Origin of the sequence: Mammaliicoccus sp. J-M40 (assembly GCF_022386395.1) — a bacterium.
GTDB lineage: Bacteria > Bacillota > Bacilli > Staphylococcales > Staphylococcaceae > Mammaliicoccus > Mammaliicoccus lentus.
In genome coordinates, this window is the sequence record NZ_JAJNIQ010000009.1 from 1 (window position 1) to 14,150 (window position 14,150).

The window sequence follows — 14,150 nt, forward strand, 5'->3', positions numbered from 1 at the left end:
GTAGAGTACCTTTTGTTGGATTAAGTAAGACAATAATCCAATTAGAGCACCTTTTGTTGGATTAACTAAGACAATAATCCAAGTAGAGTACCTTTTGTTGGATTAAGTAAGACAATAATCCAAGTAGAGCGCCTTTTGTTGGATTAACTAAGACAATAATCCAAGTAGAGTACTTCTTATTTGATTTACTAAGACAATAATCCAAGTAGTTGCACTCTTAAAAGTACTTTCGTATATCTTCACGAGAAAAGTCTAAAGTGAAATATCATTTAAGAGTTGATATAATAGTTGTAAACATAAGAAAAAATGGTAGAACAAGAAATAACAAAATGAGGCTGGGACATAAATACATGTCTCAGCCTCATTTATTAAAATGGCAGTAGCTGACTGGATTAAAAATGCGCTTATATCAAGCTTTTTCCAACCCTATTTATCCTTGCCGGGGTGAGACTACGAAATCTATTTATTAAAATGAGATTTCTGTCCCACTCCCATTTTTATCTATTTTGTAATATCTTTTTTTACCTTACTAATATGAATGTCTCGTGTAATAGCGATTAATGGTCTTATAAGCATTTGAATACTACCAATTACAAATAAAACAGTACCAGCAAATGTTGTAGACTCTTTAAAAAATAAAAAACTACCAACGATAAAGAACATTGCTAAGATTATATCGTTAATTTGATAAAGTAATTTATAGAAAGTATCAATCTTAATATCGAAGCCTAAAACGGTGAATTCTAGTTCTTTTTTATCTTCAAATCTCATTTTTACCACCTCAAATTAATGATATCAATATACAATAAATATTCAAGTTAGTGAATATAAACTAAGTATTGTTATATTCATGTTATATTTTTTAACAGAAATTTTACTTATGCTTTTTAATTGGTATAATTTAATAAGTTTTAGAGGAGGTCGGGTTATGATTAGATATGCTACTGAAAATGATTTAGTTTATATTTTAGATATTTATAATGATGCTATTGTAAATACTACAACTGTTTATACATATGATGAAACGGACATGGAAGAACGTAAAGTGTGGTTCGAGAATAAAAGAGATACTGGTTTGCCGGTAATTGTTTTTGAAAGGGATAACCGTGTTGTTGGTTTTGCAACTTATGGTCCTTTTCGTAATTGGCCTGCATATCAATATACTGTTGAACATTCTATTTATGTTGACCCACGTTATAAGAGGTTAGGTATTGCATCAGCTTTATTAGATGAAGTTATTTCGCTTGCTACTGAAGCAGGGTGTAAAACGATGGTAGCTGGTATCGATGATAGTAATGAAGGTAGTGTAGCTTTACATAAGAAGAAAGGGTTCAATCAAGTTGGTACATTAAGTAATGTTGGGTTTAAATTTGATAAATGGTTAACATTAGTGTTTTATCAACTGATGTTAAAATAACTCGAATGTTAATTATAATGAATTATATATAAGTGTTAGAAATGGTATAATAGATATAACTATTTTAAAGAGTCTGGGACATAATTAATTGTCTCAGACTCTCTCATTTTTGTATTTTGAAGTTACATTTAAAGGGGAACTTATGAATATTTCATTATTAATTCTAGTAGTAATTGCTATTTTGTTAGGTGCTTTAGTAAGAAATATATTTGGTTTTGGTGAAGCGCTAGTGACGATGCCATTACTTTCATTATTGAATATTGATTTTAAGTTATCTGTATCTATAGTCGCAATAATTGGTATTCTTGTTGCTTTTCCTGTATTTATTAAAAGTCGAAAAGACATTGATTGGTCGATTATTAAAAGGTTGCTAATTGGTTCTATTATAGGTGCCCCGATTGGAATTTTTATTGTTAAATGGACTGATGAAGCTGTAATAGTAAAGTGCTTAGGTATCTTTATATTAGTATATGGTCTAGTTAATCTCATTAATCAATTTGTAAAGGTTTATCAAATGAATAAAAAAATACCAAATCAATTTGATTATATTGCTGGTACTATAGCGGGTCTTTTAGGTAGCGCTTATAATAGTCATGGTGTGCCAATCGTTATTTATGGTACTTTGAAAAAGTGGGATATATTTGATCTTAAAAAGATTTCTCAAGTACACTTTTTTATAACTGGATGCTTTATTGTTACGAGTCATGGTGTTTCTGGATTTTGGTCACCATCATTATGGTATTTGCTCATTATTGTTATTCCTCTACTCGTACTAACGTTGCTATTTGGTAATATGATTAGCAAAAGAATAGATCCAAAATCTTTTATTAAATACGTATATATATTATTAATCGTATTTGGTATATTAATGATCTTTAAGTAAGATAACTATAATTGATTTTGTAAATGATGATGAGAAGTTTCTTTTAAAGCTTTAATGGCGTTTTTTAAACTAAATAACATTGTCTCGAATTGATGTTGTGATGACTTTGTATTGTGATAAATATGGAATAATTCAACAAAATATAATTCATAATCGCGTCGTTTGTTGTTTATTAAATTCTTGTTATGTTTTAATAAATGATCTACTCTGTTCATTTCATTATATATGAAAGATTCATTTATAAAGGTAGCCGCTTCATTAGTTGATTCAAAATGGTCTAAAAACGTGATATAAGATTCAAAACGATTAACGATTAAATGTAAGTATTTATCCATTTCAGAACACTCCTTGGAATAGTTAATACTTACATTATACGAACATATGTTCTGCTTTGTAAAGTGAAATATCAATTTTATATAAAAATATACTAGAACTTTAAAAATGTCCCAGCATAAAATGATATATTATTAAACTCGTGTTAATTTATTTATCAGTCTGTACATATATAATATGTTCTTTAGCTACATTAATAACATGATCTGGTGTTTCGAGTAAAATATGTTGAAACCCATCTTTAAGTAATTCTTCAACTTTAAATAAATTATTATGAACAGTCATAATATATACATTTTTATTGGCTTTTAAACCTTTTTTTATTGCCGTGCTAAATTCCATCAAAGTTCACTCCTTTTCTAATTAACGATTATTGTATCATAAAATAAATATTGCTAATATACTATGATTGAGTTGGTACCAAAAGGGTAAAGTAATATATGAAAGATATTTATAGGAGGTAATTTTCATGGATGATCAAGTATACCAAAAAATATGGACGAAACTTAAAGATGAAATTGATTTAAATATTGTCGAACTTAAACAAACAGAAGTGGAAAAAGAGTCTCCAGGTTTAGAAAAAGCTAGAAAAATGATGGCACATTTAGAAGATGAATTTATAAAAAAATAATATTTATTTAATAACAATCAAAATAAATCAAAAACATTCAAAAACATTCAAAAACATCAAAATTTGATATTTCATTCTACTAAAAAAATAACGATTTGTATTTAAAAGTGATAATTTACATGATTTGCCTCTAGTATAGGGCTTAGATATTTTGTAGTATTTATATATTAAGTTTTTTTGGAGGCAATTATGTTTTTCGATAAAAAAATATTAGTATTTGAAGATTTAGAGAACAAATACAATGAAGAAGAAGCTCAAAATATATTTTTAAAACATTCAATTGATTATGATTTTATCACAGTTAGTAGTCAGTCTATTATGTTAGGCGGATTGAAATATCAATCTAATGATAGTAGATCTCAATTTATTCGTGAATTTAATCAATATTTAGGTAACTAAATTTAATATTCATTACCAATAGAGAAGATAACACTCTTGGTGATTTTGTAGAGGCTGGGACATAAATACATGTCTCAGCCTCTTTAATTATAATGGCAGTAGCTGACTGGATTGAAAATGCGCTTATATCAAGCTTTTTCCAACCCTAGTCATCCTTGCCGGGGTGGGACTACGAAATCTATTTATTAAAATGAGATTTCTGTACCACTCCCTTTTATTTAATCTAACAAAATTGTCACATGATAAGAGATTTTGTTAGGTATAAATTGGGTATTAATAAATAGAATACTTTATAATAATAAGTGTAGTTAAAGGAGGGGTACAATGTTAGTTAATAAATGGATTTATATTGCTTTAGCAATCTTATTAGGAAACTTTGGCGTTCATAAATTTTACGCACAAAAACCAGTTGTAGGATTATTACACTTAGCATTCTGTTGGACGGGAATTCCTCATATCATCGCGTTTATAAGCGCAGTTCTCGCATTATTGAGACCGTCTGATGAACATGGTAATATATACGCATAATAAAATAGAATAGGGCTTAATAGTCCTGTAAAATAAAAAACAGCAAAATTCTTATATAAGAATTTTGCTGTTTTTATTTATATGTTGTTTATTCTTCCATATCCAAATAAAGCAATTTAACACGTTCTTTTAATACTTTGACTTCAATAGGTGTATTATATTGAATTTCTCCATCGATATCTAACCTAGCATCTGGATCTGTTTTGAGATACGCATCTTTACACGATATGTGTGTAATACTGTCGCTAATTTCATTCCAATTCATACTATCTTTTACTTTGAAGAAATCATTTATAATACTAAAATTATGATTTTCAAAAACGAATATGTTCATATTGCCATCGTTTGGAGATAAATCTTCTAATGGAATTCTATTGCCGCCTACATGTTGGCCGTTAGCAATTAATATCATAGATGTTTCACCGCTATATTCTTTTTCATCAGCTATTAGATGATAATCATATATTTGCGGATTAGAAACAGTTTTTAATGTTGAAAATACATAGCTAAATTTACCTAGTAGTTCTTTTTGATTAGATTGTACATTTTCAGCATTTTGAACCATAAGTCCAATACCTGTAAAGTTTAGAGCATACACGCCGTTTACACTTAGAACATCAAAGGATTTAATTTGACTGTTCAATAAGTCTTCAGAAGCTTGCATAGGTTTTTGTGATAAGTTTAATGTCTTAGTGAAATCATTAAATGTACCGCCAGGAAGTACACCTATAGGTAGTTGAATGTTATTTTCAACTACACCATTTACAAGTTCATTTAAAGTACCATCTCCGCCTAAAATAAATAACACATCATAAGGTGTAGCATAATTATTGTTACTTATTTCTTTGCAAAATGATTTAATGTCTCCTTCTTCTTTACTTAATTTAATTGTTAAATCATCACAGAATTTTGTTAAGTTTTCTGTTATTTGACCAAGCTCTTGGTGTACATCGCCTTGGCCAGAAGCTTTATGATAAAACAATATTCCCTTATGAAAATGTTGTGTCATATGAGTGATGCCTCCTGAAATATTTTTTATTACCATACCATGTATGAGATAAGATATACAGTTTCAAGTTTTATACTTTTATATGTTAAAATGATAAAAAGAAATAAAAAGGGGAGAATATAAATGGCCTCACAAAATGATTATATCAATTATTCTATGGATAAAAGAGAAAAACCATTATTAGGTGTTGTTGTTCATAATGATGCGAGTGAATTAAATGCTAATGAATGGCGAGAAGTATTAAAAGACGCACCGGAAGATAGATATATTCAAGGTATTGCTCATTATTACATTGATCGTAATTACCAATGGCAAGCAATTGATACAGAAAATATTGCTTGGCATACAGCAAACGAAGTAGGCAATGAACAATATATAGGTTACGAGGTACTGGAATCACTTTCGAGTTCAGATGAAGAATTTTTATTAAATGAGCAAGAAACATTCAGAGTCATAGCAGCAGATATGACTGATTATAATTTAATGCCCAATAGAGATACAGTGAGATTACATTTAGAATTTAGTGAAACTGAGTGCCCTCATCGTTCATTAGAAATGCATACTAACTGGCGTACAACAGTAGATGGCATACCTGATGATTGGATTATTAATGAAATGAAAGACTATTTTATAGAACAAATTAAGCAGTACATGTTGAATTAAATTATATATTTTACTAAAAAAGCGTTAAGTCATTTAGATGACTTAACGCTTTTTTAAAATCCTTATTGTGCATATTGTTGTTGAATTTCTACTAATGCATTATAGAATAATTCAGGTTGTTCAGGTCCATTATAAGTACCTTTTTCTAAAGCATTTAATGAAGCTTTTTCAGGATTAGTTAGACCGCCGTTATATTCTTGTCTCCATTCAGCATTGATAGAATTAAGGTATGGGTTTACACCAGACTCATTATATATTTGCTGAGCTTGTTCTGCACCTAAAGCTGATACAGTTTCGTTATTATTTAAGTTGTTGTTATTCATAGAATTACTTTCATCAGCTTGCTGTTGATTATCGTTCGATTGTGCTGAACTATTTTCATTTGTAGCGTTCTCATTTGCTTCACTGTTAGAAGCAGAGTTAGCACTATTATTTGATTCAGTAGATGATGAACTATCTCCAGATGTGTTTGAATCTGAGTTTTCAGCGCTATTAGATGATGAATTAGAATCTTCTGTATTAGAGTCATCTGAATTAGAGTCATCTGAATTAGAATCAGAAGATGTAGAAGAGCTATCATCAGAGGAATCTTTATCGCTACTGTTAGCTTTACTATCAGAGCTCTTATCTTCAGAGCCACTTGCTGAATCTTTACTAGAGTCTTTCTCAGAATCTTTTTTGTCACTTGATTTAGAGCTATCATCAGATTTTGAACTTGAAGACTCTTTTTCAGATGATGAATCTTCTTTACTATCGCTGCCATTACCGCATGCAGCTAAAAATAGAAAAGAAGATAAAAGTAATATTAAAAATTTCTTCATAAAATACACTCCTTTATTTTGATAATGAGATTGACACTTATGTATCAATATTCTTTAAATACCACAATAATTTTGAATAAAACCCAATTAATTTTAAATTATTTTAAATTTTTCAACATCGTTATTAATATTAGTTAAACAATATTTACAAATAATCAATACAACGAAATATCGACCTATTTAATTTTAAAAATTTTTGATTTTTCTAACAAATCGGTATAATACAAATATGAAGAAGTTATTAAGGAGGAAAATTTATGAGTAGTAAAACAATTGGCTTCGTAGGTACAGGCGTCATGGGAAAATCAATGGCTGGCCATTTAATTGATAAAGGTTATGAAGTGAATTTGTATAACAGAACTAAGTCTAAAGCAGATGATTTAGTTGAAAAAGGCGCAACTTGGTGTGACACGATAGCTACGCTTTCTGAAAAAAGTGACATTATAATATCTATAGTGGGATATCCAAAAGATGTTGAGTCAATTTATTTAAGTCAAGATGGTATTTTAAATCATGCCAAAGCAAATAGTATTGTGATTGATATGACGACATCAAGTCCTGCTTTAGCTCACGACATTTATGAAAAAGCAAAAGAACGAAATATTAAAAGTTTAGATGCACCAGTTTCTGGTGGAGATGTAGGCGCAAAAAATGCTGCGTTGACGATTATGGTAGGTGGAGATCAAGAAGCCTATAATCAAGTGGAAGATATATTTAATTTGTTAGGTAAAAATGTAGTATATCAAGGTAAAAGCGGAAATGGTCAACATACGAAATTATCAAATCAAATAGCTATTGCTGCAGGTATGTTAGGAGTAGCAGAAGCAATTATTTATGCTGAAGAAGCAGGATTAGATATTGATAAAGTATTTAATTCCATTGAACATGGAGCAGCAGGAAGTTGGTCTTTATCTAACCTTGGGCCTAGAATGGTAAAAGAAGATTATGCACCAGGATTTTACGTAAAGCACTTTATTAAAGATATGAAATTAGCAATTGAAGAAAGTGAGAAGATGGGATTATATATGCCAGGTTTGCTAAAAGCAAAAGAAGTTTATGATGCTTTAAGCGAAGCAGGATACGATGATAACGGAACACAGGCAGTAATACAACTATTGAAAAATCATATTAAAAAGAGGTAATTGAAATGGAACTAAATGAATACCAAAAATTATCAAAAAGAACAATGTCAAATATTCATAAGGACCCGACTCAAAGTTTAATTAATGGTGCATTAGGTTTAACAGGTGAAGCGGGCGAAGTAGCAGATGTAATCAAAAAACATGTATTCCATGGTCATGAATTAGATAAGACAGCGCTGAAAAAAGAATTAGGCGATGTTATGTGGTACATATCGTGTTGTGCTACAGCACTCAATATTGAAATGGATGAAATAGGGCAGAGTAATATCGAAAAATTACAAAAAAGATATCCAAATGGATTGAGTGAAGAAAATTCACGAAATCGTAAAGAATAAATTATTTCTTACCTATTGGATAAAGATTCCAAATCTGTTAAAATGAAAGTAATTGAAAACGCTTTCTTTGGAGGTTGAAAATGGAATCTAACGAACAATATTTAACATTAGAAGAATTGAAAAATATTATGTCTGACTATCCTTTGCAATATATTGTTTGTGGAGAACTTGCTGTAGATTTATTTTTGAATGAGTGTACACATATAAAAGAAATAATTGGTATCACAATAAGTCGAGAAGAAATGGACGAATTAAATGCTTACTTTAGAAAGCGTAATTATCAATTTGTTGTGAAGACACCATTAAATGAATATGAGCATATCTCAGAAAATGAACTGTCAGATTACAGTAAATACTTTATTTATGATCCGGTAACAAATGCGAGGATAATTAAAGTATACATTTACGAAACAAAAGATGAAAAGTGGCAATTTAGTCATGATCATAATATTGAAATTGATGATTACAAAATATACTTTCATAGTTTAGAATATGACGTGAAATATTTAAGGCCAGAAATACAAATGATGTATAAGTTGTATCATGAATTAAGACAAGATGATATTTATAAATATCAAAAGCTAATACAGCATTTAAGTTATTATCAATTTTTTATGCTCAGAAAAGTTATTGGTGCAGATAAGCTCAATCACATTATATTAGCCGAAACATAGTAAATAATAATGATTCTGGGACATAAATCCCTTATTCAAAAAAATACTCCTAATCCATTAATTTTAAATAACAATGGATTAGGAGTATTTATTTATACTCGGACTCTTTTGCGATTTTGAAAGTCGGAGGTATGACTCGAGCCTATAGTGGACGTCAGCACATTATAAAATGATAGGTGCATTCGTTCTAACGTGCTTGTTAGAAAAGTCTAGCATATTAGAAAATGTAACGTGCAAGTGATAAATATCTAGCACGTTAGAAGTTTTAATTACATGTATTTAAAGTAAAATGGCATATAAATCATAGAAAATATAGTTCTAACGTGCTTGTTAGAAAAGTCTAGCTCGTTAGAAAATGTAACGTGCAAGTGATAAATATCTAGCACGTTAGAACTTTTATATTTCTTTCACTGAATATAAAAAATCAAGCTGAGCCAATTTCATTTGGCTTAGCTTGATTTTTAAATAACTTCAGTTGGTTGTTTCGTAAAGTACTCATCATAAATAGCTTGAACGGCTATATCAGAATAATGTTCATCGATACCAAACATCATAGATATTTCTGAAGAACCTTGGTTAATCATGTTTAAGTTTATTTTGTTTTTGCTCAATGCATTTGTTGCACTTGCAGCTGTTCCAATTGCTCGATTCATACCTTCTCCAACTATCATCAATATCGCTAAATCATAGTCGATTGTCAGTTCATCAACTTGAATTTGATTTCTTATTTTATTAAGTACATTTTGTTCTTTACCACTTATTTGTGTTGTTCTCATGATGATACTTAAGTTATCTATACCTGAAGGAATATGTTCGATAGAGATATTTTCTTCTTCTAATATGCTTAACACACGTCTTGTGAATCCAACTTCTCTGTTCATTAAGTATTTTTTAATATTGATAATCGTAAATCCTTTGTCACAACTTACGCCTGAGACGATTTGTGACAGACTAGATATGTCACGTTCACTTACGATAAATGTTCCTTTGTCATGAGGTTTGTTAGTATTTTTAATCACAACAGGAATTCTATCTTTATATAATGGTTCTAGAGCTTCATCATGGAAAACTCCGAATCCAGCATATGATAGTTCCCGCATTTCTCGATATGTGATTTCAGGTATGATTTCAGGTTGGGATACAACAGTAGGATTAGCTCTAAATATACCGGACACATCTGTAAAGTTTTCATATAAGCTAGCTTCAATGCCTCTCGCTAAAATTGCTCCAGTAATATCTGAACCGCCTCTAGGGAAAGTTACAATATCTCCATTTTCTGAATAGCCAAAGAAACCTGGGACGATAAGTGTTTCTTCATATTCACGTAATTTATGAATTTTTTCGTATGAAGATTCTAATATCATAGCGTTACCGGGTTCATCAGTAACGATAATTCCAGCGTCTTTTGGAGATAAATATCGAGTAGGAAAACCTAAATCATTATTATATTGTGCGATGATTTGAGCGTTAAAGTCTTCACCACAACTTTTTAATGCGTCTAATAATCGTTTAGGTTTATCTTCGTAAGTATCAATTAAGCAATTTAAGTCATTTTTTAATTGTTCTAAAATGATTTCATCCATTTCTAGTTCTACTACGATTTCTTGATAACGTTCAATGATTTGTTGGAATTTATGTGTGTAGTCTAGCTTATTTATAATTTTTTCATACAAACGTATAAGTAAGTCAGTTGTTTTTACATCTTCTTTAAAACGTTTACCGGGTGCTGATACTACGACAATTTTCCTTTCATCGTCACTATTAATAATGTCTAATACTTTTTTGATTTGTGTGCTATTAGCAACGGAACTTCCGCCGAATTTTGAAACTTTCATTTTATCAGTCCTTTTACTGGGGGTATTGTTATTGTACTACTTTACAAAGCTTGGAATAGTGTTAATATTACTATTAATTCAAATAATTCAAACTTTACAAAAATCTTTAATGAATTTATACTATAATAAAGTTGAGTCTATTTCAAGTAGACATTTGTATTTTTTACAAGAACAATATATTAAGGTGAGTGAGGAAATGAAAGTATTAAATGTAGCAGTATTAGGACTCGGTACGGTAGGTACAGGAGTTGTGAAGATTATTGAAGAAAATAAAGAGCAAATAGAAGACACAATCGGAAAGTCTATACATATTAAACATATACTTGTTAGCTCTATTGGAAAGAAAAGAGCGATTAATACTTCAAGATATCATTTAACTGAAAATATTGATGATATTTTAAACGATGATGAATTAGATATAGTTGTTGAAGTTATGGGTGGTATTGAACCAACTGTAGAATGGCTTAAATCATTCTTATCTAAAGGTATTCATGTTATTACAGCAAATAAAGATTTATTGGCTGTTCACTTAAGAGTATTAGAAGATTTAGCAGAAAAAAATAAAGTAGCGTTAAAATATGAAGCAAGTGTTGCCGGTGGTATCCCAATTGTTAACGCAATTAATAATGGTTTAAACGCGAACAATATTAATCAATTTATGGGTATTTTTAACGGAACATCAAACTTTATCCTTAGCCAAATGACACGAGAAGGTAAATCTTATGAAGAAGCACTACAACTTGCAACAGATTTAGGTTATGCAGAAGCAGATCCTACTGATGATGTTGAAGGCGTAGACGCAGCTCGTAAAGTAGTTATTACGAGCTATTTATCATTTAATAGAGTTATTTCATTAGAAGATGTAGAAAGAATAGGCATTTCGAATGTCGAAATTGAAGACATAAAAGTAGCTGAAAAATTAGGTTATAAAATTAAACTTATAGGCCAAGGTAAATTCGAAGATGGTCAAGTTGTAGCAAGCGTAAAACCGACTTTATTACCGAACAGCCATCAAATGTCTCATGTAGAAGACGAGTATAATGCTATTTACGTTATTGGTGATGCAGTAGGAGATACTATGTTCTATGGTAAAGGTGCAGGCAGTTTAGCAACTGGAAGTGCAGTTGTATCAGACTTATTGAATGTTTCGCTACAGTTTGAATCAGACTTACACACATTGCCACCACATTTTGAACTAAAAACTGAGGCAACTAAAGAGATTGTAGAAGATGATGTCGTGAAATTCCCTCTGAAAAATAGTCACTTTATCATTGTAGAAAGTAATAAAGATGAAGATCAATTAAGAGAAGATATTAAATCAATAATAGATTTCCATAGAAGTGTTAAAGTAGAACAAAGAACTGAAAATACTTATGGCATTGTTATTAGAGGTATAGATGAATTACCAACTGAAAAACTTAAAGAAAATGGGTTAAATATTTTAAAATATTATCCAATCGAAGGAGACCAATAGTATGGGAAGATGGCAAGGACTTATTCATAAATATAAAGAATATTTACCAGTAAATGAAAATACACCAGAATTAACATTAAATGAAGGTAATACACCATTAATTCATTTACCTTATTTATCAGAGCAATTAAATATTAATCTATATGCTAAATTCGAAGGCTTGAATCCAACTGGCTCATTTAAAGACAGAGGTATGGTTATGGCCGTTGCTAAGGCTAAAGAAGAAGGTAAGAAAATTGTTATTTGTGCTTCTACTGGAAATACATCTGCTTCAGCTGCTGCGTATGCAGCAAGAGCTGGTATGAAAGCGATCGTTGTAATACCTGAAGGCAAAATAGCTTTAGGTAAGCTAGCACAAGCAGTTATGTATGGTGCAGAAATCGTTTCAATTAAAGGAAACTTTGACGAAGCTTTAAATATCGTAAAAAAGGTTGCGGAAAAAGGCGAAATTGCTTTAGTTAACTCGGTTAATCCATATAGAATTGAAGGTCAAAAAACAAGTGCGTTTGAAATCGTAGAACAGTTAGATGGTAAAGCGCCAGATACTTTTGCTATTCCAGTTGGAAACGCGGGAAATATCACTGCATATTGGAAAGGTTTCAAAGAATTTGATAATTTGAATCAATCTGGATTACCGGTAATGTGTGGTTTCCAAGCAGAGGGTGCATCACCGATAGTTCAAGGTAAAGTTGTTAAAAATCCTGAAACTGTCGCTACTGCTATCAGAATTGGAAATCCTGCAAGTTGGAAAATGGCAGAAGAGGCGAGAGATGAGTCAAATGGTTTGATTGATAGTGTTACAGATGAAGAAATTTTAAAAGCTTATAAATTAATGACTAGTAAAGAAGGCGTGTTTAGCGAACCAGCAAGTAACGCATCAATTGCAGGTTTATTGAAATTACATGAACAAGGAAAATTAAAACCAAATCAAACTGTAGTTGCCATATTAACTGGTAATGGATTGAAAGATCCAGATACAGCGATTGATTTATTGGATTCACCAATCACACCACTAGAGAATGACGAACAATCTATTATTGATTATATCGAGAGTGCTTTACGATGAAGAAATTACAACTCAAAGTACCAGCATCTACAGCAAATTTAGGAGTTGGGTTTGATTCTATAGGGATGGCTTTAGATAAATACTTAGAAGTTGAAGCAAGCGTATCAGTAGATCAGCAATGGCACTTTGAGCACATTGGACCTCATTTAACAGGTTTACCTGAAGATGAAACACATTATATTACTCAAATTGCACAACAAGCAGCAAATAAATTCAATCAAAAAGTACCTCCACTTCGATTGAAAATGTATAGTGATATACCATTAGCAAGAGGTTTAGGGAGTTCCGCTTCAGCATTAGTAACAGGTCTCTTTTTGGCGAACCATTTTGCAAACTTAAAACTATCTAAATATGAATTGCTTCAATTGGCAACAGAAATCGAAGGACATCCTGATAATGTTGCACCGACTATATATGGTGGCTTAGTCTTAGGTGTTTATGATCCAGAAGAAAACCAAACCGATGTATCTTATATTGATATTCCAAAAGTGGATGTCATAGCGACGATACCGTCTTACGAATTATCTACCGAAAAAGCTAGAAAAGTATTACCAGAGAATTTAGCATTAAAAGATGCAGTAAAATATAGTGCAATTAGTAATACAATGATTAGTGCTTTAATTCAACATAATTATGAACTAGCTGGAAAAATGATGATGAAAGATGGTTTTCATGAGCCTTATAGACAATATTTAATTCCAGACTTTGAAGATATTAAGACAATAGCATTAGAACACGGCGCTTATGCCACAGTTATTAGTGGTGCGGGCCCAACAGTATTAACACTTATTAAAAAAGAACTCAGTGGTAAATTAGTGCGTACATTACAAGAAAAATTTAAAGATTGTGAGTCAGAGCTTGTAACAATCAATAGATTTGGCGTAAAACAAACAACAATTAATTTATAAAATAAAGATGATGCTTACATTCTTCTTATGGT

Annotated in this window: 18 protein-coding genes; 12 read left to right on the forward strand and 6 right to left on the reverse strand. The window is 30.6% G+C overall.

The features are described 5' to 3' along the window. Positions 1-501: 501 nt before the first annotated feature. Positions 502-771, reverse strand: a complete 270-nt coding sequence (locus tag LQ688_RS10200) for a YrhK family protein (RefSeq protein ID WP_017000453.1) — start codon at positions 769-771, stop codon at positions 502-504. 157 nt (positions 772-928) lie between these two features. Between LQ688_RS10200 and LQ688_RS10205 the strand changes: the two genes are divergently transcribed. Further along, entirely contained in the window at positions 929-1,417 is a 489-nt protein-coding gene (locus tag LQ688_RS10205; RefSeq protein ID WP_239724878.1) for a GNAT family N-acetyltransferase, read from the forward strand. A 142-nt stretch (positions 1,418-1,559) separates the two neighbouring features. Next, positions 1,560-2,300 carry a sulfite exporter TauE/SafE family protein gene (locus LQ688_RS10210; RefSeq protein ID WP_017000448.1) on the forward strand — a complete coding sequence of 247 codons (741 nt, stop codon included), beginning with the start codon at positions 1,560-1,562 and terminating at the stop codon, positions 2,298-2,300. A gap of 5 nt (positions 2,301-2,305) precedes the next feature. On the opposite strand, the gene LQ688_RS10215 is transcribed toward LQ688_RS10210, so the two are convergent. Beyond that, positions 2,306-2,635: a hypothetical protein gene (locus LQ688_RS10215; RefSeq protein WP_017000447.1), complete on the reverse strand. Its 330-nt coding sequence runs from the start codon at positions 2,633-2,635 to the stop codon at positions 2,306-2,308. A gap of 148 nt (positions 2,636-2,783) precedes the next feature. Next, on the reverse strand, positions 2,784-2,975 hold the full coding sequence (locus tag LQ688_RS10220) for a hypothetical protein (RefSeq protein ID WP_017000446.1): 192 nt from the start codon (positions 2,973-2,975) through the stop codon (positions 2,784-2,786). 127 nt (positions 2,976-3,102) lie between these two features. Here LQ688_RS10220 and LQ688_RS10225 point away from each other — a divergent pair, with 127 nt between their 5' ends. The 3 genes from LQ688_RS10225 (at position 3,103) to LQ688_RS10235 (ending at position 4,191) form a co-directional block, all read left to right on the forward strand. Continuing rightward, complete coding sequence (locus tag LQ688_RS10225; protein ID WP_017000445.1) at positions 3,103-3,264, forward strand: hypothetical protein; 162 nt, start codon at positions 3,103-3,105, stop codon at positions 3,262-3,264. 189 nt (positions 3,265-3,453) lie between these two features. Then, positions 3,454-3,663 (forward strand): hypothetical protein, encoded by a 210-nt coding sequence (locus LQ688_RS10230; RefSeq protein WP_017000444.1) that lies wholly within the window; start codon positions 3,454-3,456, stop codon positions 3,661-3,663. 324 nt (positions 3,664-3,987) lie between these two features. Then, on the forward strand, positions 3,988-4,191 hold the full coding sequence (locus LQ688_RS10235; RefSeq protein WP_017001237.1) for a TM2 domain-containing protein: 204 nt from the start codon (positions 3,988-3,990) through the stop codon (positions 4,189-4,191). An 88-nt stretch (positions 4,192-4,279) separates the two neighbouring features. Here the strand turns inward: LQ688_RS10235 and LQ688_RS10240 are convergent, their stop codons facing one another. After that, entirely contained in the window at positions 4,280-5,200 is a 921-nt protein-coding gene (locus LQ688_RS10240; RefSeq protein ID WP_064210896.1) for a diacylglycerol/lipid kinase family protein, read from the reverse strand. A gap of 123 nt (positions 5,201-5,323) precedes the next feature. Between LQ688_RS10240 and LQ688_RS10245 the strand changes: the two genes are divergently transcribed. Continuing rightward, positions 5,324-5,863, forward strand: coding sequence for an N-acetylmuramoyl-L-alanine amidase (locus tag LQ688_RS10245; protein ID WP_016999615.1), 540 nt, complete (start codon positions 5,324-5,326; stop codon positions 5,861-5,863). Between the two features lie 62 nt (positions 5,864-5,925). On the opposite strand, the gene LQ688_RS10250 is transcribed toward LQ688_RS10245, so the two are convergent. Beyond that, positions 5,926-6,684 carry a hypothetical protein gene (locus tag LQ688_RS10250; RefSeq protein WP_239724879.1) on the reverse strand — a complete coding sequence of 253 codons (759 nt, stop codon included), beginning with the start codon at positions 6,682-6,684 and terminating at the stop codon, positions 5,926-5,928. 257 nt (positions 6,685-6,941) lie between these two features. Here LQ688_RS10250 and LQ688_RS10255 point away from each other — a divergent pair, with 257 nt between their 5' ends. The 3 genes from LQ688_RS10255 to LQ688_RS10265 all read left to right on the forward strand — a co-directional run bounded on the left by LQ688_RS10255 (position 6,942) and on the right by LQ688_RS10265 (position 8,835). After that, positions 6,942-7,826: an NAD(P)-dependent oxidoreductase gene (locus LQ688_RS10255; protein WP_239724880.1), complete on the forward strand. Its 885-nt coding sequence runs from the start codon at positions 6,942-6,944 to the stop codon at positions 7,824-7,826. Positions 7,827-7,831: 5 nt separating this feature from the next. Beyond that, positions 7,832-8,161, forward strand: coding sequence for a nucleoside triphosphate pyrophosphohydrolase family protein (locus tag LQ688_RS10260; RefSeq protein ID WP_239724881.1), 330 nt, complete (start codon positions 7,832-7,834; stop codon positions 8,159-8,161). Positions 8,162-8,241: 80 nt separating this feature from the next. Further along, complete coding sequence (locus LQ688_RS10265; protein WP_064205385.1) at positions 8,242-8,835, forward strand: hypothetical protein; 594 nt, start codon at positions 8,242-8,244, stop codon at positions 8,833-8,835. A 461-nt stretch (positions 8,836-9,296) separates the two neighbouring features. Here LQ688_RS10265 and LQ688_RS10270 read toward each other — a convergent pair whose 3' ends face one another. Then, positions 9,297-10,670: an aspartate kinase gene (locus tag LQ688_RS10270; protein ID WP_016999611.1), complete on the reverse strand. Its 1,374-nt coding sequence runs from the start codon at positions 10,668-10,670 to the stop codon at positions 9,297-9,299. A gap of 196 nt (positions 10,671-10,866) precedes the next feature. Between LQ688_RS10270 and LQ688_RS10275 the strand changes: the two genes are divergently transcribed. Genes LQ688_RS10275 through thrB form a run of 3 tightly spaced genes read left to right on the forward strand, consistent with a single transcriptional unit; the run spans position 10,867 to position 14,118 of the window. After that, positions 10,867-12,144 (forward strand): homoserine dehydrogenase, encoded by a 1,278-nt coding sequence (locus LQ688_RS10275; protein ID WP_026023654.1) that lies wholly within the window; start codon positions 10,867-10,869, stop codon positions 12,142-12,144. A gap of 1 nt (position 12,145) precedes the next feature. Beyond that, positions 12,146-13,210: a threonine synthase gene (thrC, locus tag LQ688_RS10280; RefSeq protein WP_016999609.1), complete on the forward strand. Its 1,065-nt coding sequence runs from the start codon at positions 12,146-12,148 to the stop codon at positions 13,208-13,210. Then, entirely contained in the window at positions 13,207-14,118 is a 912-nt protein-coding gene (thrB, locus tag LQ688_RS10285; RefSeq protein ID WP_016999608.1) for a homoserine kinase, read from the forward strand. Before thrC ends, thrB begins: the two co-directional genes overlap by 4 nt. Positions 14,119-14,150 lie beyond the last annotated feature (32 nt).

What these genes read in the sequence shown, in the direction of transcription:
- LQ688_RS10200 (WP_017000453.1), bottom strand. Translation starts at nt 771, where the DNA reads ATGAGATTTGAAGATAAAAAAGAACTAGAATTCACCGTTTTAGGCTTC.
- LQ688_RS10205 (WP_239724878.1), top strand. Translation starts at nt 929, where the DNA reads ATGATTAGATATGCTACTGAAAATGATTTAGTTTATATTTTAGATATT.
- LQ688_RS10210 (WP_017000448.1), top strand. Translation starts at nt 1,560, where the DNA reads ATGAATATTTCATTATTAATTCTAGTAGTAATTGCTATTTTGTTAGGT.
- LQ688_RS10215 (WP_017000447.1), bottom strand. Translation starts at nt 2,635, where the DNA reads ATGGATAAATACTTACATTTAATCGTTAATCGTTTTGAATCTTATATC.
- LQ688_RS10220 (WP_017000446.1), bottom strand. Translation starts at nt 2,975, where the DNA reads ATGGAATTTAGCACGGCAATAAAAAAAGGTTTAAAAGCCAATAAAAAT.
- LQ688_RS10225 (WP_017000445.1), top strand. Translation starts at nt 3,103, where the DNA reads ATGGATGATCAAGTATACCAAAAAATATGGACGAAACTTAAAGATGAA.
- LQ688_RS10230 (WP_017000444.1), top strand. Translation starts at nt 3,454, where the DNA reads ATGTTTTTCGATAAAAAAATATTAGTATTTGAAGATTTAGAGAACAAA.
- LQ688_RS10235 (WP_017001237.1), top strand. Translation starts at nt 3,988, where the DNA reads ATGTTAGTTAATAAATGGATTTATATTGCTTTAGCAATCTTATTAGGA.
- LQ688_RS10240 (WP_064210896.1), bottom strand. Translation starts at nt 5,200, where the DNA reads ATGACACAACATTTTCATAAGGGAATATTGTTTTATCATAAAGCTTCT.
- LQ688_RS10245 (WP_016999615.1), top strand. Translation starts at nt 5,324, where the DNA reads ATGGCCTCACAAAATGATTATATCAATTATTCTATGGATAAAAGAGAA.
- LQ688_RS10250 (WP_239724879.1), bottom strand. Translation starts at nt 6,684, where the DNA reads ATGAAGAAATTTTTAATATTACTTTTATCTTCTTTTCTATTTTTAGCT.
- LQ688_RS10255 (WP_239724880.1), top strand. Translation starts at nt 6,942, where the DNA reads ATGAGTAGTAAAACAATTGGCTTCGTAGGTACAGGCGTCATGGGAAAA.
- LQ688_RS10260 (WP_239724881.1), top strand. Translation starts at nt 7,832, where the DNA reads ATGGAACTAAATGAATACCAAAAATTATCAAAAAGAACAATGTCAAAT.
- LQ688_RS10265 (WP_064205385.1), top strand. Translation starts at nt 8,242, where the DNA reads ATGGAATCTAACGAACAATATTTAACATTAGAAGAATTGAAAAATATT.
- LQ688_RS10270 (WP_016999611.1), bottom strand. Translation starts at nt 10,670, where the DNA reads ATGAAAGTTTCAAAATTCGGCGGAAGTTCCGTTGCTAATAGCACACAA.
- LQ688_RS10275 (WP_026023654.1), top strand. Translation starts at nt 10,867, where the DNA reads ATGAAAGTATTAAATGTAGCAGTATTAGGACTCGGTACGGTAGGTACA.
- thrC (WP_016999609.1), top strand. Translation starts at nt 12,146, where the DNA reads ATGGGAAGATGGCAAGGACTTATTCATAAATATAAAGAATATTTACCA.
- thrB (WP_016999608.1), top strand. Translation starts at nt 13,207, where the DNA reads ATGAAGAAATTACAACTCAAAGTACCAGCATCTACAGCAAATTTAGGA.